Origin of the sequence: Brevundimonas sp. Leaf363 (assembly GCF_001424025.1) — a bacterium.
GTDB lineage: Bacteria > Pseudomonadota > Alphaproteobacteria > Caulobacterales > Caulobacteraceae > Brevundimonas.
This window is the reverse complement of record NZ_LMPZ01000003.1, coordinates 125,250-143,792: the sequence shown is the minus strand read 5'-3', so window position 1 is coordinate 143,792 and position 18,543 is coordinate 125,250. Positions and strand designations below refer to the sequence as shown.

General features: G+C 67.7%; 17 protein-coding genes and 1 tRNA gene. 11 read left to right on the top strand and 7 right to left on the bottom strand.

The window, feature by feature from the left end; genetic code table 11:
- Positions 1-24: 24 nt before the first annotated feature.
- The 9 genes from ASG17_RS11590 to ASG17_RS11550 all read left to right on the top strand — a co-directional run bounded on the left by ASG17_RS11590 (position 25) and on the right by ASG17_RS11550 (position 8,825).
- A complete protein-coding gene (locus ASG17_RS11590) occupies positions 25-1,452 on the top strand; it encodes a sugar porter family MFS transporter (RefSeq protein WP_056103802.1) in 1,428 nt (475 codons plus the stop codon).
- Positions 1,453-1,532: 80 nt separating this feature from the next.
- Entirely contained in the window at positions 1,533-2,975 is a 1,443-nt protein-coding gene (locus ASG17_RS11585; RefSeq protein WP_056103799.1) for an aldehyde dehydrogenase family protein, read from the top strand.
- 5 nt (positions 2,976-2,980) lie between these two features.
- Positions 2,981-3,847, top strand: a complete 867-nt coding sequence (locus tag ASG17_RS11580; RefSeq protein WP_056103796.1) for an SMP-30/gluconolactonase/LRE family protein — start codon at positions 2,981-2,983, stop codon at positions 3,845-3,847.
- Positions 3,848-3,860: 13 nt separating this feature from the next.
- Positions 3,861-4,709 (top strand): aldose 1-epimerase, encoded by an 849-nt coding sequence (locus tag ASG17_RS11575; RefSeq protein WP_056103794.1) that lies wholly within the window; start codon positions 3,861-3,863, stop codon positions 4,707-4,709.
- Complete coding sequence (locus ASG17_RS11570) at positions 4,706-5,749, top strand: LacI family DNA-binding transcriptional regulator (protein ID WP_056103791.1); 1,044 nt, start codon at positions 4,706-4,708, stop codon at positions 5,747-5,749. Before ASG17_RS11575 ends, ASG17_RS11570 begins: the two co-directional genes overlap by 4 nt.
- Before the next feature lie 64 nt (positions 5,750-5,813).
- Positions 5,814-6,044: a DUF5961 family protein gene (locus tag ASG17_RS11565; RefSeq protein WP_056103788.1), complete on the top strand. Its 231-nt coding sequence runs from the start codon at positions 5,814-5,816 to the stop codon at positions 6,042-6,044.
- 95 nt (positions 6,045-6,139) lie between these two features.
- On the top strand, positions 6,140-6,514 hold the full coding sequence (locus ASG17_RS11560) for a BlaI/MecI/CopY family transcriptional regulator (protein ID WP_056103786.1): 375 nt from the start codon (positions 6,140-6,142) through the stop codon (positions 6,512-6,514).
- The gene (locus ASG17_RS11555; RefSeq protein WP_056103782.1) at positions 6,511-7,959 is read left to right on the top strand and encodes a M56 family metallopeptidase; all 1,449 of its coding nucleotides are present in this window, start codon (positions 6,511-6,513) and stop codon (positions 7,957-7,959) included. Before ASG17_RS11560 ends, ASG17_RS11555 begins: the two co-directional genes overlap by 4 nt.
- A gap of 338 nt (positions 7,960-8,297) precedes the next feature.
- On the top strand, positions 8,298-8,825 hold the full coding sequence (locus ASG17_RS11550) for a hypothetical protein (protein WP_056103779.1): 528 nt from the start codon (positions 8,298-8,300) through the stop codon (positions 8,823-8,825).
- On the opposite strand, the gene ASG17_RS11545 is transcribed toward ASG17_RS11550, so the two are convergent.
- From ASG17_RS11545 to ASG17_RS11525, 5 genes are all read right to left on the bottom strand, one after another.
- A complete protein-coding gene (locus tag ASG17_RS11545; protein WP_156367848.1) occupies positions 8,815-9,483 on the bottom strand; it encodes a hypothetical protein in 669 nt (222 codons plus the stop codon). The genes ASG17_RS11550 and ASG17_RS11545 overlap by 11 nt on opposite strands.
- 47 nt (positions 9,484-9,530) lie before the next feature.
- Complete coding sequence (locus ASG17_RS11540) at positions 9,531-11,123, bottom strand: glycosyltransferase family 2 protein (protein ID WP_056103773.1); 1,593 nt, start codon at positions 11,121-11,123, stop codon at positions 9,531-9,533.
- The gene (locus tag ASG17_RS11535; protein WP_056103771.1) at positions 11,113-14,229 is read right to left on the bottom strand and encodes a glycosyltransferase; all 3,117 of its coding nucleotides are present in this window, start codon (positions 14,227-14,229) and stop codon (positions 11,113-11,115) included. Before ASG17_RS11535 ends, ASG17_RS11540 begins: the two co-directional genes overlap by 11 nt.
- A gap of 135 nt (positions 14,230-14,364) precedes the next feature.
- Complete coding sequence (locus tag ASG17_RS11530; RefSeq protein ID WP_162238794.1) at positions 14,365-15,117, bottom strand: hypothetical protein; 753 nt, start codon at positions 15,115-15,117, stop codon at positions 14,365-14,367.
- Positions 15,118-15,329: 212 nt separating this feature from the next.
- Positions 15,330-15,405 (bottom strand) — tRNA-Lys (locus tag ASG17_RS11525).
- A 132-nt stretch (positions 15,406-15,537) separates the two neighbouring features.
- Here ASG17_RS11525 and ASG17_RS11520 point away from each other — a divergent pair.
- Both ASG17_RS11520 and ASG17_RS11515 read left to right on the top strand, forming a co-directional pair.
- Positions 15,538-16,944 carry an amino acid permease gene (locus tag ASG17_RS11520; protein ID WP_056103766.1) on the top strand — a complete coding sequence of 469 codons (1,407 nt, stop codon included), beginning with the start codon at positions 15,538-15,540 and terminating at the stop codon, positions 16,942-16,944.
- Positions 16,944-17,297 (top strand): Hpt domain-containing protein, encoded by a 354-nt coding sequence (locus ASG17_RS11515; protein WP_056103763.1) that lies wholly within the window; start codon positions 16,944-16,946, stop codon positions 17,295-17,297. The genes ASG17_RS11520 and ASG17_RS11515 overlap by 1 nt, the downstream gene beginning before the upstream one ends.
- Here ASG17_RS11515 and ASG17_RS11510 read toward each other — a convergent pair.
- Together ASG17_RS11510 and ASG17_RS11505 are read right to left on the bottom strand one after the other, a co-directional pair.
- Entirely contained in the window at positions 17,294-17,626 is a 333-nt protein-coding gene (locus tag ASG17_RS11510) for a chorismate mutase (protein ID WP_056103760.1), read from the bottom strand. The genes ASG17_RS11515 and ASG17_RS11510 overlap by 4 nt on opposite strands.
- 32 nt (positions 17,627-17,658) lie before the next feature.
- A complete protein-coding gene (locus tag ASG17_RS11505; RefSeq protein WP_056103757.1) occupies positions 17,659-18,474 on the bottom strand; it encodes a ferredoxin--NADP reductase in 816 nt (271 codons plus the stop codon).
- Between the last annotated feature and the right edge of the window lie 69 nt (positions 18,475-18,543).

The following is an 18,543-nucleotide window of genomic DNA, read 5'->3' as shown; positions in this document are numbered from 1 at the left end:
GCGGCCATTCGAGGGAGGATATCAGTGGCGGGACCAACGGGGGGCTCAGGCCCAGACATCGCCGGGGATGACAAGGTCAACCTCGGCTTCATCATCGCCATTGTCGCCGTCGCGACGATCGGCGGTCTGCTCTTCGGCTACGACTCGGGGGCTGTGAACGGCACCCAGGCGGGCCTGCAGGCGGCGTTCAACCTGGACGCCAACGGCCTGGGCTTCACGGTCGGCTCGCTGCTGATCGGCTGCGCGTTCGGCGCCTTCTTCGCCGGCCGTCTGGCCGACGTGATGGGTCGCCGCTCGGTCATGATCCTGGCAGCCGTGCTGTTCCTGATCGGCGCCCTGGTCCAGGGCCTGACCGACACCCACATCCTGTTCGTGTCCGCGCGCTTCGCCGCCGGCATGGCCGTGGGCGCCGCCAGCGTGCTGTCGCCGCTCTACATTTCGGAAGTCGCGCCGGCCAAGATCCGCGGGCGCATGAGCACCGTGCAGCAGGTCATGATCATCAGCGGCCTGACCGCCGCCTTCCTGGTCAACTACTTCCTGGCCCAGAAGGCCGGCAGTAGCCTGGGCGAGATCGGCGGCACGACCGCCTGGCGCTGGATGTACCTGGCGCAGGCCGCGCCCGCCGCCATCTTCCTGGTGGCCCTGTTCCTGATCCCGGAAAGCCCGCGCTATCTGGTGATGAAGGGCAAGGATGACGCGGCCCGCGTCGTGCTGACCAAACTGTTCGGCGCCGAGGCGGCCGAGCGCAAGATCGGCGAAATCCGCGCCAGCTTCACCGCCGGCCACCGCCCGAGCTTCAAGGACATCACCGGCAAGTTCATCTTCCGCCCCATCGTCTGGGCCGGTCTGATCCTCGCCACCTTCCAGCAGTTCGTGGGCATCAACATCATCTTCTATTACGGCGAGACCCTGTGGCGTCTGGCCGGCGTGTCCGAAGAGGTGGCCCTGGAGCGCAACATCATTTCCGGCGCGGTCTCCATCGCGGCGGTGCTGCTGGCCCTGGCCGTGATCGACAAGGTCGGCCGCAAGCCGCTGCTGATCATCGGCTCGGTCGGCATGGCCATCACCCTGGGCGCCATGACCTGGGCGTTCAGCGGCGCGACGTCCGACGCGGCGGGCAATCTGGCCCTGGGCGCCACGGCGGGCATGACGGCTCTGGTGGCCGCCAACCTGTACGTCATCTTCTTCAACTTCAGCTGGGGCCCGGTGATGTGGGTCATGCTGGGCGAGATGTTCCCCAACCAGATGCGCGGTTCGGCCCTGGCCATCTGCGGCCTGGCGCAATGGGGCGCCAACTATGTCGTCGTCCAGAGCTTCCCCGGCATGGCCGAGAGCATCGGCCTGGTCGGCACCTACGCCCTCTACACGGCCGCGGCCGTGATCAGCATCTTCCTGGTCCAGTCCTTCATCAAGGAAACCAAGGGCAAGGAACTGGAAGACATGACGGGCTGATCTGGCCCGTCCGACTTCCTATCTAACCCGGACGGCGGCGCTCCCTCGCCGCCGTCCCTTACATTCCAAAGGATATCGCCATGACCGACACGCTCGAACTCACGCACTGGATCAACGGTGAGAAGGTCAAGGCGGACCTGAAGGGCGAAAGCCACAATCCGTCCGATACGCGCGAACTGGTCGCGCGCACGCCCGACGGCGGCGACGCCGAGGTCGATGCGGCGGTGCAGGCCGCCAAGGCCGCCTTCCCCGGCTGGTCCGACGCCTCGCCGGAAGTCCGCTCGGACATCCTGGACAAGGCCGGCACCCTGGTCATGGAACGCCGCGAACAGCTGGGTCGCCTGCTATCGCGCGAAGAGGGCAAGACCCTGCCCGAAGGCATCGGCGAGACCGTCCGCGCCGGCCGCATCCTGAAGTATTTCGCCGGCGAGGCGCTGCGCGTCCACGGCCAGAACCTGGCCTCGACCCGTCCCGGCGTCGAGATCCAGACCTATCGTCAGGCGGTCGGCGTCTACGGCCTGATCACGCCCTGGAACTTCCCCATCGCCATCCCGGCCTGGAAGATGGCCCCGGCGCTGGCGTTCGGGAACACCGTCGTCATCAAGCCGGCCGGCCCGACCCCGGCGACGGCCGAAGCACTGATCGCCATCCTGCATGAAGCGGGTCTGCCCAAGGGCGTGGTCAACATGATCATCGGCCGCGGCCAGGTCGGCCAGGCCATCGTGGACCACAAGGACGTGGACGCCATCTCCTTCACCGGCTCGCAGGGCGTGGGCGCCGGCGTGGCCGCGGGCGCGATCAAGCGGCAGGCGCGCGTGCAGCTGGAGATGGGCGGCAAGAACCCGCTGATCATCATGGACGACGCCGATCTGGAGCGGGCCGTCGCTATCGCCCTGGACGGCAGCTTCTTCGCCACCGGCCAGCGTTGCACCGCCTCCAGCCGCCTGATCGTGCAGGAGAACATCCACGACAAGTTCGTCCAGCTGCTGGGCGAGAAAGTCGCGGCGCTGCGTGTCGGCGACGCGCTGGACCCCAACAGCCAGATGGGTCCGGCCGTGTCGGAAGCGCAGATGGAGACGTCCTACAAGTACATCGACGTGGCCAAGTCCGAGGGTGGCCGCATCGTCACCGGTGGCGACCGTCTGAAGCTGGACAAGCCCGGCTGGTACGTCCAGCCGACGCTGATCGCCGATACCGACGCCGGTTCGCGCATCAACAACGAGGAAGTCTTCGGCCCCGTCGCCTCGACCATCCGCGTGAAGGACTATGAGGAGGCCCTGGCCATCTCGAACGGCGTCGAGTTCGGCCTGTCGGCCGGCATCGTCACCACCAGCCTGAAGCACGCGCGCAACTTCCAGCGCCAGGCCAAGGCGGGCATGACCATGGTCAACCTGGCCACCGCCGGGGTCGACTATCACGTGCCGTTCGGCGGCTCGAAGAAGTCCAGCTACGGCGCCCGCGAGCAGGGCTTCGCGGCGGTCGAGTTCTTCACCCAGACCAAGACGTCCTACAGCGCGAGCTGATCTCCATGAGCCGATCCGAAGCGACCCCCGAACTTGTCTGGGATGTGCAGGCCGAACTGGGCGAAGGCCCGGTCTGGGTCGCTTCGGATCGCGCCGTCTGGTTTGTCGACATCAAGGGGCGAAAGCTCCATCGCTACGGCGTTGATGACGACAGCCGGACGTCCTGGGACACACCGGACCAAACGGGGTTCGCCCTGCCGGCCGAGGACGGCAGCCTGATATGCGGGGTGCGGGGCGGCCTGCACCGCTTTGACCCCGCGACCGGCCAATTCACCCTGATCGTCGCGGTGGAAGAGGACCGTCCGCAGAACCGCCTCAACGACGGCTTCGTCGCGCCGGACGGTTCGCTATGGTTCGGGTCGATGGACGATTCGGAAGAGCAGAAAACCGGCGCCCTGTACCGATGGGCCGACGGCGAGCTGACCCGGCATGACGACGGCTATGGCGTCACCAACGGCCCGGCGCTCAGCCCGGATGGGCGCACGCTGTATCACCACGATACGCTGGACAAGACGGTCTACGCCTTCGACCACGAAGACGGCGCGGTCTCGAACAAGCGGGTCTTCGCGGTGGTCGAGGACGGCTACACCGACGGTCCGTCGGTCGACAGCGAGGGCGTGCTGCACGTCGGCCTGTTCAACGGCTGGGGCGTGGCGAAGTTTTCGCCGGACGGCGAACGCATCGGCCATATCCGTCTGCCGGTTCAGACCTGCACCAAGGCGGCGTTCGCGGGCGACGATCTGCGCGACCTCTACATGACCACGGCCTGGCTGGGGAACGGCGACAAGCGCGCCGAACAGCCGACGCTGGGCGGCCTCTATCGCGTCCGGGTCGAGACGGCTGGCCAGCCGCAGAACCTGATCCGCCTATGATCGTGAGGGAACTGTGATCCGGCTGAGCCACGGCGACTGGGCGATGACGGTGCTGCCGGACTTGGGCGGCGCCATCGGTTCGCTGACGCTTAGGGGCCGCGACGTGCTGCGCCCGACGCCGGACGGTTGCGACGAGATACTGCTGACCGCGTCGTTCCCGCTGGCGCCCTACGCCAACCGGATCGACCACGCCCGCTTCGTGTTCGAGGACCGCAAGGTCGAGCTGCCGGCCACGCCCGGCTTCGAGCCCCACGCCCTGCACGGCGACGCCTGGCTCGCGCCCTGGGCGGTGGAGGCGCAAGACGCCGTCTCCGTGACGCTGAGCCAGAGCCATGAGGCCGGCGCCTGGCCCTGGGCCTGGACGGTGCGTCAGACCTTGGCGCTGGATGAGCAGGGTCTCAGCGCCGAGATCGCCCTGACCAACCGCTCCGATGCGCCCATGCCGGGCGGCGTCGGCTTCCATCCCTATTTCCTGCGCGGACCCGAGACCTGCCTGACGCTGGCCGCCGAAAAGGTCTGGCTCGGCGCCGACCTGATCCCAGACCGCCAGGAGGCGGCCGACGTTCTGGTCGACTGGAGCCGGGGGCAGGTCGTGGAGGCCATGCCCTTCGTCGATAACGCCTACGCCCTGTGGGACGGCCGCGCCGAGGTCAGCGACGCTGATCGCACCGTCCGCCTGACGGCCTCGGCCAATGCGCGCTGGGTGCACGTCTATCGGCCGCAGGGCGAGGCGTTCGTCTGCGTCGAGCCGGTGACCCATCGTCCCGACGCCCTGAATGCGCCGCCTGGAGAGAATTCCGGCGTCCAGACTTTGCCGCCCGGCGAAACTCTGACCTTGGCCATGCGGATCGGCGCCGAATGAGCCGGCGGCCGACACGGCGGGGGCAGGGCGGGGCCACCGTGCACGACGTCGCGCGCCATGCGGGCGTCTCCGCCATGACCGTCTCTCGCGTCATCAACGGCGAGCCCAATGTGCGCGAACAGACCCGCGCCAAGGTGATGGAGGCGGTCGAGGCGCTCGGCTACGCACCCAACCTGGCGGCGCGCAGTCTGGCCGGCGCCGGCGCGGCGCGGATCGGCCTGCTCTACAGCAACCCGTCCTCCGGCTACCTGAGCGAGTTCCTGCTGGGGTCTTTGGACCAATGCAGCCGACTGGCGCTGCAGCTCAGCGTCGAGAAGTGCGATCCGGACGTGGACGTGACCGGGCCGGTCGATCGCCTGATCAACCAGGGCGTCGACGGGGTCATACTGCCGCCGCCGCTGTCGGATTCCGAACCCGTGCTGGCGCGCCTGCTGGAAGCGGGCCTGCCTGTGGCGGCGGTCGCAACGGGCGCGGACCATCCGGGCTGCGCCCTGGTCAGCATCGACGATTTCGGCGCGTCCAAGGCGATGACCGCGCGCCTGCTCGAGTTGGGTCACTGCCGCATCGCCTTTATCAGCGGCGATCCCAACCAGACCGCCAGCGCCCAGCGCCGTGAAGGCTATCGCGCCGCCCTGGCCGAGGCGGGACTGAGCGATACGGCTCGCGTCGAGGTGGACGGCGACTTCTCGTTCCAGTCGGGGCTGACAGCGGCAGAGGCCTTGCTGGATCGGCCTGAGCGCCCCACCGCCATCTTCGCCAGCAACGACGACATGGCGGCGGCTGCGATGTCGGCTGCGCACCGGCGCGGCCTGGACGTCCCGGGCGATATCAGCGTCGTCGGCTTCGATGACACGCCCCTCGCTATGGCCGTCTGGCCCGCCATGACCACCATCCGTCAGCCCGTCGCCGATATGGCCCGCGCCGCCATCACGATACTGGCCGGCGACATTCGGGCGGGGGCCGACCGGAAGCCCGTACGCCAGCAGATCGAGCATCAGCTGGTGGCGCGCCAGTCCGACGGTCCCGCGCCTCGGATCTAGCCCCGACAGCGATCCGGCTGAATCCTTTCGCCGCTCGCCGCGTTGTGGCTGCAAGGAGATCGCCATGACCGCTGCCCGCGCCTTCGTCGTCCACGCCGCCCACGAAGGGCGCGGCGCCGGCCACCGTGTCGAAGGCCACAGCTTCGAGGATGCCGCGGTCGCCTTCGTCGAGGCCTGGAGCCCGACCGTCTCGGCCGAGGGCGAGGTTCAGGTCATTGTCCGCGACATCGACGACGGCCGTGAGCACTGCTTCGTCGTCGATGTGGACGAAGGCGAAGCATCGCCCTGCAACTGATCCCGCTGTCCGTGCGGCGATAGAGCGGCCGCCCCAATAACGACCCAATTCGCTACTCATGTAGCGCTACAAGCGTAGCGACATGAGAGGTTGTCATGATCGAGGCCCTGCCGCGCCGAGAGCGCGAGGTGTTCGAATCCCTGTGCCGGTTGAAGTCGGCCACCGCCGCGGCTGTGCGCGTCGCCTTGTCCGACCCGCTGAGCGACTCGGCCATCCGCACCATGCTGACCCGGTTGGAGGCCAAGGGTCTGGTGACGCGACAGCCCGGCGTGGACGGTTTCGTCTATGCGCCGGTCGAGGCCGCCGAGGCCGTGGCGGCGACCGCGCTGCGCCGCATGATCGACACCTTCTTCGCCGGATCGGCCGCCAGCGCCGCGACCGCCTTGATCGGCCTTAGTGACCGGCTGACGACGGAAGAGGCCGCCGCCCTGGAGGCCGCGATCGATAGAGCCCAGGAGCGCAAGTCGTGAGCCTGTTGGTCATAGCGGGGCTGGCCGCGAAATCCGGCCTGGTGTCGCTGGGGGGTCTGGCCTGCGCGCGCCTGATCGGCGGCGGCGCTTTGGATCGTGCCAATGTGCTGCGGGCCACCGTCTGTCTGTTGCTCGCTCTTCCGGTAGTCGGCGCCGCACTGCCGACCCTGACCGTCCTTCTGCCCACGACGGCTCAGGCTGCGCCGCCGGTTGCCTTGTGGGAGGGCGAAGTGGGCCGGATCGGCTCCGTCGCCGTATCGGGCTCGGTTCCGTGGCCGTCGCTCGGCGCTGTTGCGCTGGCGATCTGGCTGCTCGGCATGACGGCCATCGTGGGCCGCCTGGCCCTTGGCCTGCGGACGCTGGACGCCTGGACCCGGTCCGCACGCCCCATTCGTTCGGCGGAATGGCTGACCGTAGTGGACCGTGAGGCTGCGCATCGTCGTCCGCGGTTGCTGCGCAGCGGCCAGGTCGCCGGGCCGCTCAGCTGGGGACTGAACCCCGGCGTCATTCTGGTCGACCCGGCCAGCCTGGAGCGGCCGGGCGCAGCCGGACCCATCCTGGCGCATGAGCTGGCGCACCTTCGTCGCCGCGACTGGCTGTTTCTGATCCTGTCGCGGCTGGCCGTGGCTGTGTTCTGGTTCAATCCGCTGGTGTGGCGTCTGCACGCCGAACTGGTCGCGCGGTCCGAAGAGGCCGCCGACGCCGCCGCGATCGAGCGCATCGATCGACACGACTACGCCCGCGCGCTGGTTCGCCTCGCGTCCCACCCCGCCGGCGCAGCGACGGCCATGGCCGCCGACGCCCGTTCCCTCAAAACAAGGATCGCATGCATCATGTCTGAAGCCCGCCCCAACCGCCGCCCGGTCGCCGTCGCCCTGACGGTCATCGCGCTCGCCGCCGTCGCCACGCCGCTCGCGGCGCTGGAGATCACCGACAGCGCGCAGGCCGTCGCCCCGACGCCCCCCGCGCCGCCGCCGCCCCTGGTTCGCCCGCCGGCTCCCCTCGCGCACGCTGCACCGCCCGCGCCGCCCGCGCCGCCTGTTCCGCCCAGTGCTCACGCCCGGATCGCGCCGCCGGCCCCGAACGCGCCTCCGCCGCCTGCGCCTCCGGCCTTCGCCGCTCCGGCCGCGCCGCCGCCTCCGGCCTTTGCTGCGCCCGCCCCGCCTGCGCCGCCGCCGCCGCCGCCTGCAGGCTTCGCCCCTCCGCCGCCGCCCCCGGCGCCGCCGACGCCGCCCGAAGGCCGGGGTCACGTCCACAGGCTCGGCGCCGCCGCACCCGGGCCGCGCCGGGCCGCCGAGGAGGCGCGTCGCCACGCCACCGCCCGTGCTCAGGTTGATGTCGAGCGGCATCAGGCGGTCGAGGCGCGCGCTCACGCCCAGGTCCAGGTCGACGCCCGGCCCGACGTTCGTGTGCATGTCGACGCGGACCACACCGCCGCCGACTAGGCCGACGCGCCGGATCGGCAGACTGCCGATCTCGTCCGGCCTTGAGAGACCCACGGCCGCCCGCACCGGGCGGCCGTGACCGCGTGATCCCCACGACCCAAGGGAGAAGGAGCCCAGGAATTTCTGGACGTCTCGGCGCCCGTGACGCAACGCTTCCCAAGCTGGAGCGCTATTGCGGTGACGCTTCCATGAGGGTGACAGAGATGACCGACCTGGACCGACTGGCCGACCTGATCATCGTGACCGGCTTCAGCGTCGGCCTGTGGGCGCTCAGCCTGATTTCCCCTGCGCAACCTTCACGCGCCACTGTGCGGAACTAGGGCGCGCCCACCTCTGCAATGCAGCTGCTGAAGGTCCAGACGCCGGCCATCCGCCGGCGCCGCGCACGTGGCGGGCCGGAACGCCGCTTCGGCGCCCATACCTTCATCGCAATCGCCGATGCCGCCGGCGCCGTGATCGGCGAACTGCACGGCATCGCGCGCGGCCCGAACGGCGCCCCGCTCAAGATTTACGGCGGCGTCCTGCCTTTCCGCCGCGAGTTCATCTGGGGCGAGCGGCTCGACCATCGCACGGGCTTCTACGACGAGAGCTTTCCACAAGGCGTGCTGATCGAAGGGGAAACCGAGGTCGCCGCCTGCCTTGAACGCGAGCAAAGGGTGCGAGCCGCCGTCAACGCCCGCCACATCCCCTATCCCTGGCCCGCCCTGTTTGGAGCCAACAGCAACGCCTACTACGCCACACTCATCGCCGGGATGGGGCTGGAGGATATTCCGCTGGATGGGGAGCTCTGGGCGCCGTCCGTGAAGCGCTTGCTGCTGGATGCTCCGACGTTGCGGTCGTTCGCGGCCGATAGCGTCAAGACCTGAACGCGACCGGGATATCGTCCCATGCCGTCGTCCGCGACCACGTCACGTTCTCTCGCAGCTTCCGCGCCGGGATGCCGGCGTAGACGCAGCGTGGATCCAGCTTTCCCGTTGCGACCGAGGCCTGGCCGACGATCGTCGATGCGCCGACCTCGGCCCCCTTGGACACGCGAACGCCGCTGCCCAGCCACACGTGGGCGTGCACGACGACATCCTCCGGCGGGTTGATATGGTCCTGCGTCGCTAGGTCGAAGATTCCATGGGCGTCGTTGGTTCGCAGCGTCACCGAGTGGGAGAACATGCAGTCCTGGCCGATCGCCAGCAGTCGGGACTGCTTGCTGGAGAAGCCCCGACCCGACTCCCAGCTGGTTCGAGCGCCGACCACGACGGCGCTGTCGCGCCCCGAAACCATAAGCACCACGTTCTTGAGACGGGCCTCGGGTCCGATGATGATCAGCCCGCCTTTCCCAGACACGTGCAGTGTGCATCGCGTCAGTGTGGCGCCGGCGCAGATGAAGACGTGGTTGCCGTTTTGGACTTCGAACGTGCAGAGCGGCGCCTTTGCGCCCTCCGCGATGTGCGCGCCCGACGCCATCTCAAAGGCTCCGAAAGCCTCCGGCAGCGCGCAGTCCACCTCGCGCGCCATCAGGCCGGGCGTCACCTTGGCAAGGGCCTCCGCATAGGCCTCAGGCGCTGATACTTCCGATGTCATTTTCGTCCGTTCAGGAAGAACAGGTTCTGATTGGTGACCGTGACCGCCTCATAGCCCTTGTCGCGCATGAACCGGACGGTGTCCGACGCCATCGATTGGGTCACTGCCTTGGACTTAAGCTCGATGATGAACAGCAGCGGGCGAGTGACCTCCCAGTCCAGCGAGGACAGCACGCTCTGCTCGAAGCCCTCGACGTCCAGGCTGACGAGATCAATCCGTCGGTCGACGCCGATTGTCTCGGCGATCACGGCTTGCAGCGGACGAACAGGAACGCGCGTCTCGGACAGCAAGGTGCGTCCGCCTTTTCCGATGGCGTTCAACTTCGTCGCCCGGACGCGATCGAAGGTGTTGAAGACGGGGTTCTCGAACGCGAAATAGTCCATCTCGCCGGGCGCGTCGGCGATGCCGACGTTGACGCAGATGTCCTCTGGTCGCTTGTCCAGAAACTCGACTTCGAAGCCGGGCTGGGGATCGATGCAGAGCCCCCGCCAGCCGCGCTCGTAGTAGAAAAAGGTGTTGGAGTATTTGACGGGCCAGCACGCGCCGACGTCCAGATAGGTCCCGCCCGGCTCCATCGTCACACCCTGGCGCAGCAGGATGGTCTCGGCGATCAGGTCCTCGGCGAACTGGCTGTAGCTGGTCTTTCCGCCGGGCGCGCTTCGTCGCGAGGGAACCACGACGGCGGCGGCAGACGTCGCGGCGGGCAAGGGGGCGGGAGCGGCCGCGAGGGGCAGGGGCGCCGGCGTGACGGCGGCCGGCAAAACGAGCTCGGCCAGGCGCGCCTTGATCGCCGGCGCGTACTGAACCAGCGACACGTCCACCTCGTCATTGCGATTGTGCATTCGGAAATGCTCCTCGCGGCGCAGCTTCTCCGGGTGGTTGTCCGGCTTGGTCGCCCGGCCCCGCGCGACCTTCAGATCCCATTCCTCGCGCGACTTGGTGAAGTAGTGATGCAGGCAGATGATGTCGTGGGAAACGGTCTCGCTCTTGCCCGTCGCCGGCGGGATGACCTCGCCCGTCACCGTCGCGTAAACAACACCCTGCGCGAAGTCGTGATTGTGAAGGTTCGGCGTGATGAGTGCGTCCGTGCGCGCCAGCGTCTTCACGGCGCGGTTGCCGGAATGCTGGGTGTCGGCGCGCTGCGTGAAGCGCTCCGTCACCAGACCGTCGGTGCGCGTCTGACGGCCGCTGGTCCCGAACAGCTTCCAGTTCACGGCGATGGCGTCGCGATCGTCGTGCGCGGCCAGAAACGACTGGATGTCGTTTCCAAAGCCGGGGACGTAAAGAAACTCATCAAGGTCGATGAAGGCGACCCACTGAAACTCGGGGCGCAGGCGGCTCAGGCCATCGGCATAGGCCCGTTTCTGCGTGCGGCCGTCGGGTGTCGAGGCCCAGTCCAGCGTCCTGACGACGTTCTGGTCCTGCAGCGCCTTCAGCACATCAGCCGTCTCGTCGGTGCTCTCGTTATTGTAGACCAGGATGTCGTCGAACCCGATCATGCGGTGGTAGACCGCCCATTCGGCGAGGTACGGACCCTCGTTCCTGGCGATGGCGCAGATCGCCGCCAGCTGACGTGAATCAGACGACATCCAGTGGGTCCATTTCATGGGCTTGAGACGGCGACGGCGCTCGCAGGTATTGTCGCGAGGCGGCCACGTCGCGATAGAGCGCGGTGTATCGGGCGGCCATCGCCGCGACGCCGTACTCCGCGCCGGCGTTGTGTTGCCAGCGTCCGATCTCGGCGACCTTGTCCGCCGCTCCCTGCTGATCATCGGCAATGGCCAACAGCGCGCGGTAGACCGCTTCGGGCGCGGTGTCTGTCAGCAGCCAGCCACCGCCATGATCCCGGATACGCTCGCCCAGCGCGCCCACGTCGAACGCGACGGTCGGCACTCCCGCCGCCCACAGCTCGGTCAGCGTGTGGCAGTAGGTTTCCGGCCAGATGGAGAAGATGCCGCCGACATTCGGTTGCAGCGCCGCGATCCGCTCGACGATCTCTTCCCGATCAAACGCTCCGTGCAGCACGACGTCCGCGCCCACCAGCATCTCGTGGCAGAGACCGAGAATGTGGAACTCCAGCCGGCCGTGCACATCGAGACGCTTCACGTCGCGGATCAGCCGGGCCCCTTTGGGAATGCCGATGTTGCCTGGAACGACGATGCGCAGGGGCGAAAGCGGCTTGAGCGGCTGTGCGGCTTGCAGGAACTGCGTGAAGTCACGCCCATGCTCGATGACGGGAAACCGCTTCTCGGCCAGCGAGGGCAGCCTCGCGATCAGCAGCTGTTTGGCGAAAGGCGAGGTCGTGACGAAGGCCTCGCACCCCTTCAACGCTTCAGCCATCTGCGCGCGCCAGGTGTAGACCCAGTCGTCGCGAAGGGGCGGAAGGTCGAACTCGTCCCACAGCTCGGGAACGCAGGATCCTTCCGCCAGCGTGCAGACGCCCCCGCAGAAGTTGAGGCTGTGATCCAGCAGCTTCAGAGACGGGCATACCGCGTAGAAATCGTGGAACGAGAAGACGACCGGGATCGAAAGGTCGTCCGCAACCCGGAACAGCCCGAAGCTGTGCCAGCCGATGTGGCGCACGTGGACCAGTTCGATCGCGTACTGCGTCAGCCAGCTCGCGACCACCCGATCATACTCGCCTGACCGGTGGCTGAGCGGGTCGATCGGCGTTGCAAGGCTGTGCTGGGTCAGAACCTCATTTTCCAGGCCGGCCGGCCTCTCGAGGAAGAGGGTCCGGCGATCGAACCGCAGGATGAAGGGATCATACTCATCGTCGATCGCCGACATCAGGTCGCGGTTGGTCTGGGGGGTGCCGCCGGTCTCCTTGTTGATGACGAACAGGATGCGCGGCCTCGCCGGGGCCCGATCCGTTGAGGCGAACCCGTCCTCTGCCGCTGCCTTGACCGCTCGCATCCCGGGGCCGCCGATGAAGGCGCGCACTTTTGAGGTATAGTCCGGGTAGCGATGGTCGATCACCTTGCGCCCGGCGGTCATCAGTTCGGTCTTCTCGTCGCCGAAGCTCGCGGATCGCTCATGGAACACGAGCGTGCGGTCATCGACGACATGGGTCCAGCCACGTCGAACCGCGCGCATGCACAGGTCATTCTCCTCGCCGTAGCCGCGCGGGAAGGCCGCGTCGTCGAGCAGGCCGACGTCATCCAGACAGTCGCGACGAATATACATGCAGAAGCCGTGGCCGGTCGGCGCCTCGGGCCAGAGAGCGCGAGCGGATTGCGCCACCTGTCTCGCGACAACCGGGTCGTCGGCCGGGTCGTGGGCGCTCTGCCGCTCTGGCAACGGGATAGAGAAGGCGCCGGCATTGTCCGAGACGGCCGTAGCGCTGGCGGTCCGCGCGGTTCGATGAGCGGCGAGACGCAGGCTCTCTAGCCAGCGGGGGCCGACGCGAGTGTCTGAATTCAGCAGCACGACGTCCGCCCGCCCCGCCGCTGCGATCCCGCGGTTGACGGTACGGGTGAAGCCGAGGTTCTCGACGTTGCGCAGGACGCGCACGTTCGCCAATCCCTCGAACTGAGCCAATAGCGACGCTATGCGTGGATCGCTGCTGGCATCGTCTATCAGAATGAGCTCGGCCGGCGTGCTCGTGTGGTCCAGCAAGGCCGCGATGCAGCGCGCCGTAGCCTCGACGGCGTTGAAAATCGGAACCACGATCGCGACCGGGGCGCGCCTCAAGACCTGCACGTCGAGGGCACGGGCGAATGCGCCGTCCGCAGGTCCACTCGGCGCCGCCCCTGACGCACCGGCCGCGTAGGACGCCGGTTTGGGAAGCGGCCTGTACCCGTTCGACGGCAAGGCCGAAAAATCTTCGAACGCGCGACCGATCAGGTCATCGGGCAGCGGCCAGTGGAAAGCATGCGCACCGTCTCCGATCCCCCGATTGCGCAAGTCGCCGCGGGGTTGATCGGCGATCGTCGAGGCTCTCCACAGACCGTCCACGAAGATGTCGACAACAACGCGGGCGCCGGGATCGTCGTGATCGAAAGCCCATCCGATCAGGGCGTCGCCTCTCAGGGCCTCCATCCTGCCGACCAGCCCTGTCGTCGCGGCCGCCTTGGCCAGGCGGCGCGCACGCGTCTCGCTCATGGGAGGGGTCAGCGTCACGCTGTCGTGCAGAGTGTCGAAGTCGACCCAGGCGAGACCGTCGCGCGCCGTGCGCAGCGGCGTGCTCCGACCGGGCGACCAGAGCTCGAAGGCTGGATTTGCGCTGGTCGACGGACAGCGCATCGCCAGGAGGACGGTGTTCTCGGACCGTCCGAGCGGGGAGACCACGGCGGCGATCCCAGCGACCACCGCCCGCGCGACGAACAGACGCTGCAGTTCGTCCGGCACTTGGAGCTTGACCAACAGCCGGTCGCCGCGTCGGGCCGCGGAATGGATGAAGACCTGATCCCGGACCAGGTTTTCGTTGCGGTTCAACGTCTGACCGCCCGCCCGGATCTCCAACGGGGCCGCCAGCCACGCGCCCGGCTGGCGGGACGGCTTGATGTTGAAACCGCACAGGGCCGGCGCGCCGTCCGGTGCGCCATCAGGACGGGGCGACGAAAAAGGTACGCTGAAGGCCAGGACGCCGCCGAACCAGAACTCACCGACCAGAGGCGTATCCGGCCTCGCGTCGTCGTAGGCGTAGCCCACGATGCGTCCCGATTCCCGCACCTTGACGCGATATCTGATCAAGTTCGCAGACGTCCAGAAGCCCAGGCCAGCACTACGAACAGTGCGGACAGGCCGTCTCAGTCCGGCTTTGCCACCTGTGATTTGCAGTCGTTCGTAGATCGCATTTCACGGTCCTAGACAAGCGATGTCGCTGGGTCAGTCGGCCTCGAATGCTTGTTTCGCCGACCCGATGGGCTGGCCAATGGCCGCAAAGATCTCGGCGAGCATATTGCGCCCAAACCTATGGTTGGCGTGATGATAATCACCGGTTGTAAAGCTTGAATATTCTTCTTTTAGAAAACCGGTCTTTGCTCGCGCATCATCCAAGGCGGGAACGACTTTCACGCCCATATCGCGCAGTTCACCCAACACAGCACTGCGCGCGAGCCGGTCCAACTCCAGCACGATGCGGCGTTGCATGACGGTGGCGAAGGCGGGATCATCTCCCCTGACCTGAGGGGCTTCAACCGCCAGAACATTCAGATCCAAGGCCATCATGGCCCTGTAGAAATCGAGTGTCTGCGCGAAGTGCGACCGCGCAATCTCTGCCACCAGTCCGTCCGATAGCGGAGTGCGCCCCGACTGTTTCGCCAGCCGCCAAGGCGCGTAGTTGTCCCAATCCTTCATCCGAACGAACAGGGTGGTGGTGAAGCCCATAACAAGGGCGAACGTCAGGTCCCGGTGTTCCGGCCCGATCGTTTCCGACCCCGTCAGCTGTTTCATCACGGCCGAATAGTCGGGTCGGTCGAACGCGATCCGCGTGCCGTCGAACCTGAAGAACGGCCGCAGGCTCTGCGGGAAGGAATAGAGTTTCGCGGCGGCGACGCGCGGCAGGCCAACAAGACCTTCCCGCTTCAACTGGACCAAGCCGCGTCCCAGGGCGACGACATGGGAATCGCCGGTCAGCACCAGTCGTCTCATGGCTTCGCCCGGGACAGAGGCGCACCGATCACTCGGAAGCGCCAGGCGGACAAAGGCAGGTGAGTGATCACGGGCGACAGGCGATTGACCAGGTTGATTGCGCGCGCACTCTATCATCGCTGAGAGGGCGCAACATCCCATGTGACCACGCGATCACGGCCGACGCGGCGCCGGAGTGGGCTGAAATGCGAGAGGGACGATGGTGGGTGATGTAGGGTTCGAACCTACGACCCGCTGATTAAGAGTCAGCTGCTCTACCAACTGAGCTAATCACCCGAACCGATCGTCTCGGCCTCCGGCCTTGACCGGAGGGCGCTGCAAATAGGCTGGATCGGGACGGGGTGCAAGGCGCATTTCATAGGCGCAATGTCGCGGCTAAGGTCGCATCTGGATTCGCGGAGGGGCGACATGGCTTTCTGGAACCGGCGACGTTCGATCGACGCCATGATCGCGGGTCACGAGGGCGAGCGCCTGAAGGCGACGCTGAGCTGGCCGCATCTGCTGGCGCTGGGCGTCGGGGCCATCGTGGGCACGGGCATCCTGACGCTGATCGGCGTGGGGGCGGGTCTGGCGGGACCGGCCGTGCTGGTCAGCTTTGGCCTGGCCGGGCTCGTCTGCCTGTGTGCGGCCCTGGCCTACGCCGAGTTGTCGACCATGATGCCGGCGGCGGGCAGCGCCTATGCCTATTCCTATGCGGTGCTGGGCGAGCTGGCGGCGTGGGTCATCGGCTGGAGCCTGATCCTCGAATATTCCCTGGTGGTCTCGGCCGTGGCCGTGGGCTGGTCCGGCTATGCCGTCGGCTTCCTGTCGGGGCTTGGGATCGACGTGCCGCTGGCGCTGGCGGCCGGGCCGCACGCGGGCGGGATCGTCAACCTGCCGGCGGTGGCCATTATCGGCGTGGTGACCGGCCTTCTGCTGCTCGGCACGCGTGAGAGCGCGACGCTGAACGCCGTGCTGGTGGTGATCAAGATCGCCGCTCTGGTCGCCTTCGTGGCGCTGGCCCTGCCGCACTTCGAGCAGGCGCATTTCACGCCCTTCATGCCCAACGGTTTCGGCGCGCCCTTCGTCCAGACCGGCGTGATGGCGGCGGCGGCCATCATCTTCTTCGCCTTCTACGGCTTCGACGCCATTTCGACGGCGGCCGAGGAGACCAAGAAGCCCGAGCGCGACCTGGCCATCGGCATCGTCGGCTCCATGCTGATCTGCACGGTGCTTTATATGGTGGTGGCGGCCGTCGCGATCGGCGCGCGCCCCGTGGCGGACTTCGCCGACAGCCCCGAGCCGCTGGCGCTGATCCTGCGCCAGATCGGGCAGGGCGGCTGGGCTCAGGTCATCGCGGCGGCGGCGGTGATCGCCCTTCCGACGGTCCTGCTGGCCTTCCTGTTCGGTCAGAGCCGGATTTTCCTGGGCATGGCGCGCGACGGCCTGCTGCCGCGCCGTCTGGCCAAGGTGTCGAGCCGGGGCGTGCCGGCGGTGGTGACGGTGTTCACCGCCGTCATCGTGGCCATCCTGGCCGGCCTGCTGCCGCTGGATGAGCTGGCGTCGCTGGCCAATGCGGGCACGCTGGCGGCCTTCTGCGCCGTGGGCGTCTGCTTGGCCGTGCTGCGGCTGCGCGAGCCGGGCCGGAAGCGGATGTTCAAGGCGCCGCTGTGGCCGCTGGTCTCGGTCGTCGCCGTCGTGGGCTGCATCGTCTTCTTCCTCAGCCTGAAGACGGTGACGCAGGTCGGCTTCCTGGTCTGGAACGCGCTGGGACTGGTGGTCTATTTCGGCTGGTCGATGTGGCATTCGCGGCTGGGTCAGGATCTCGAAGCCTGATGGCGCGGCGCGACCTGACCGGCGCGGTCGACTTCACGACGCTGGAGCGAATGACCGGCGACGACGCGGCGGTGTCGGAAGAAGTGCTGGCGCTGTTCGTTCAGCAGGCCGAGATGTGGTCCGCCCTGATGGAGCCAAAGGGCGACGGCTGGCGTGACGCGGTTCACACCATCCGGGGCGCGGCGTCGGGCATCGGCGCGAACGCCCTCGCGGCCGCCTGCGCCGAGGCCGAGGTCGCCGAGCCGTCGCTTCGACCGGCCCATCGCGACCACGTTCAGGACGCCCTGAACCTCGCCCTGGCCGATGTCGCGGCCTACCGCCACGAGCTGATGTTGCGAAGCCTGAGGGGTTAGCGACGCGTCCGGTCGTAAACGCCGAATTCATAGGCGATGCAGCGGTCAACCAGGGTGCGCCAGACCGGCTCGGCGATGTCGGGCGACAGATGGTGCGCCTCGGCCGACTTCAGAACCTTGGCCACGACGTCTTCGATGCGGGCGTCGTCATGCACGGCGTCGCGGTCCGGCTTGATGCGCGCAGCGGCGTCCATGTAGCGCTGGCGCTCGGCGAGCAGGGCGACGAGGGCGCGGTCGAGCGCGTCCACGCCCTGGCGGACCTCGGTCATGGAGGTGCAGTCGGCGGGATCGACGCGGGCGTCGACGGCGACGAGGGCGGGCTTGTGCATGGCCGCTGGACTAGCGGTCCCGGCCTGCAATCTCAACCGACGAAGGCGCGTTCCAGGACGTAGTCGCCCGGTTCGGCGTTGGAGCCTTCCTTCAGGCCGAAGGTTTCGAGCAGTTCGCCCGTCTCCTTGATCATGCCCATGGAGCCGCACAGCATGACGCGGTCCTTGGCCGGATCGAACGAGCCCTCGATGCCTAGGTCGGCGAAGGCGGCGCCGGACTTGATGCGGTCGGTGATGCGGCCCGGCGTCTCGAAGTCTTCGCGCGTCACGGTCGGATAGTAGGTCAGCTGGGCCTTCGCCTCGTCGCCGACCAGCGGGTCGTCATGGATGCCCGAGGTGAAGAAGTCGCGGTAGGCCAGGTCGGCCACGCCGCGCACCGTGTGGCAGACGATGACACGGCCGAAGCGGCTGTATGTATCGGGATCGCGCGCCACCGACAGCCAGGGCGCCAGGCCCGTGCCCGTGCCGATCAGCCACAGACGCTCGCCGCCGGTCAGTGCGTCCAGCACCAGAGTCCCGGTCGGCTTCTTGCCCATCAGAACCGTGTCGCCGGCCTGGATCTTCTGCAGGCGGGTCGTAAGCGGGCCGTTTGGCGCCTTGATGGAGAAGAACTCCAGCTGCTCGTCCCAGCAGGGGCTGGCGATGGAGTAGGCGCGCAGCACTGGCTTGGCGCCGTCTTCGCCCGGCAGGCCGATCATCACGAACTCGCCCGAGCGGAAGCGGAAATCCTCGGGCCGCGCGACGCCGAAACTGAACAGCTGGTCGGTCCAGTGGCGCACCCACAGAACCTCCAGTTCGTGGAACGGGCTGGCCTTGACGGGCGCGGGGGAGGCGAGGGTGTCGGTCATCGCCGCTTCTAATAAGGTCTGGTCCCGTCGTGCGAAAGTCCGGCGCCCGCTCGCGTTTGGCGATCTTTG

What these genes read in the sequence shown, in the direction of transcription:
- ASG17_RS11585 (WP_056103799.1), top strand. Translation starts at nt 1,533, where the DNA reads ATGACCGACACGCTCGAACTCACGCACTGGATCAACGGTGAGAAGGTC.
- ASG17_RS11580 (WP_056103796.1), top strand. Translation starts at nt 2,981, where the DNA reads ATGAGCCGATCCGAAGCGACCCCCGAACTTGTCTGGGATGTGCAGGCC.
- ASG17_RS11570 (WP_056103791.1), top strand. Translation starts at nt 4,706, where the DNA reads ATGAGCCGGCGGCCGACACGGCGGGGGCAGGGCGGGGCCACCGTGCAC.
- ASG17_RS11565 (WP_056103788.1), top strand. Translation starts at nt 5,814, where the DNA reads ATGACCGCTGCCCGCGCCTTCGTCGTCCACGCCGCCCACGAAGGGCGC.
- ASG17_RS11560 (WP_056103786.1), top strand. Translation starts at nt 6,140, where the DNA reads ATGATCGAGGCCCTGCCGCGCCGAGAGCGCGAGGTGTTCGAATCCCTG.
- ASG17_RS11550 (WP_056103779.1), top strand. Translation starts at nt 8,298, where the DNA reads ATGCAGCTGCTGAAGGTCCAGACGCCGGCCATCCGCCGGCGCCGCGCA.
- ASG17_RS11540 (WP_056103773.1), bottom strand. Translation starts at nt 11,123, where the DNA reads ATGTCGTCTGATTCACGTCAGCTGGCGGCGATCTGCGCCATCGCCAGG.
- ASG17_RS11520 (WP_056103766.1), top strand. Translation starts at nt 15,538, where the DNA reads ATGGCTTTCTGGAACCGGCGACGTTCGATCGACGCCATGATCGCGGGT.
- ASG17_RS11515 (WP_056103763.1), top strand. Translation starts at nt 16,944, where the DNA reads ATGGCGCGGCGCGACCTGACCGGCGCGGTCGACTTCACGACGCTGGAG.
- ASG17_RS11510 (WP_056103760.1), bottom strand. Translation starts at nt 17,626, where the DNA reads ATGCACAAGCCCGCCCTCGTCGCCGTCGACGCCCGCGTCGATCCCGCC.
- ASG17_RS11505 (WP_056103757.1), bottom strand. Translation starts at nt 18,474, where the DNA reads ATGACCGACACCCTCGCCTCCCCCGCGCCCGTCAAGGCCAGCCCGTTC.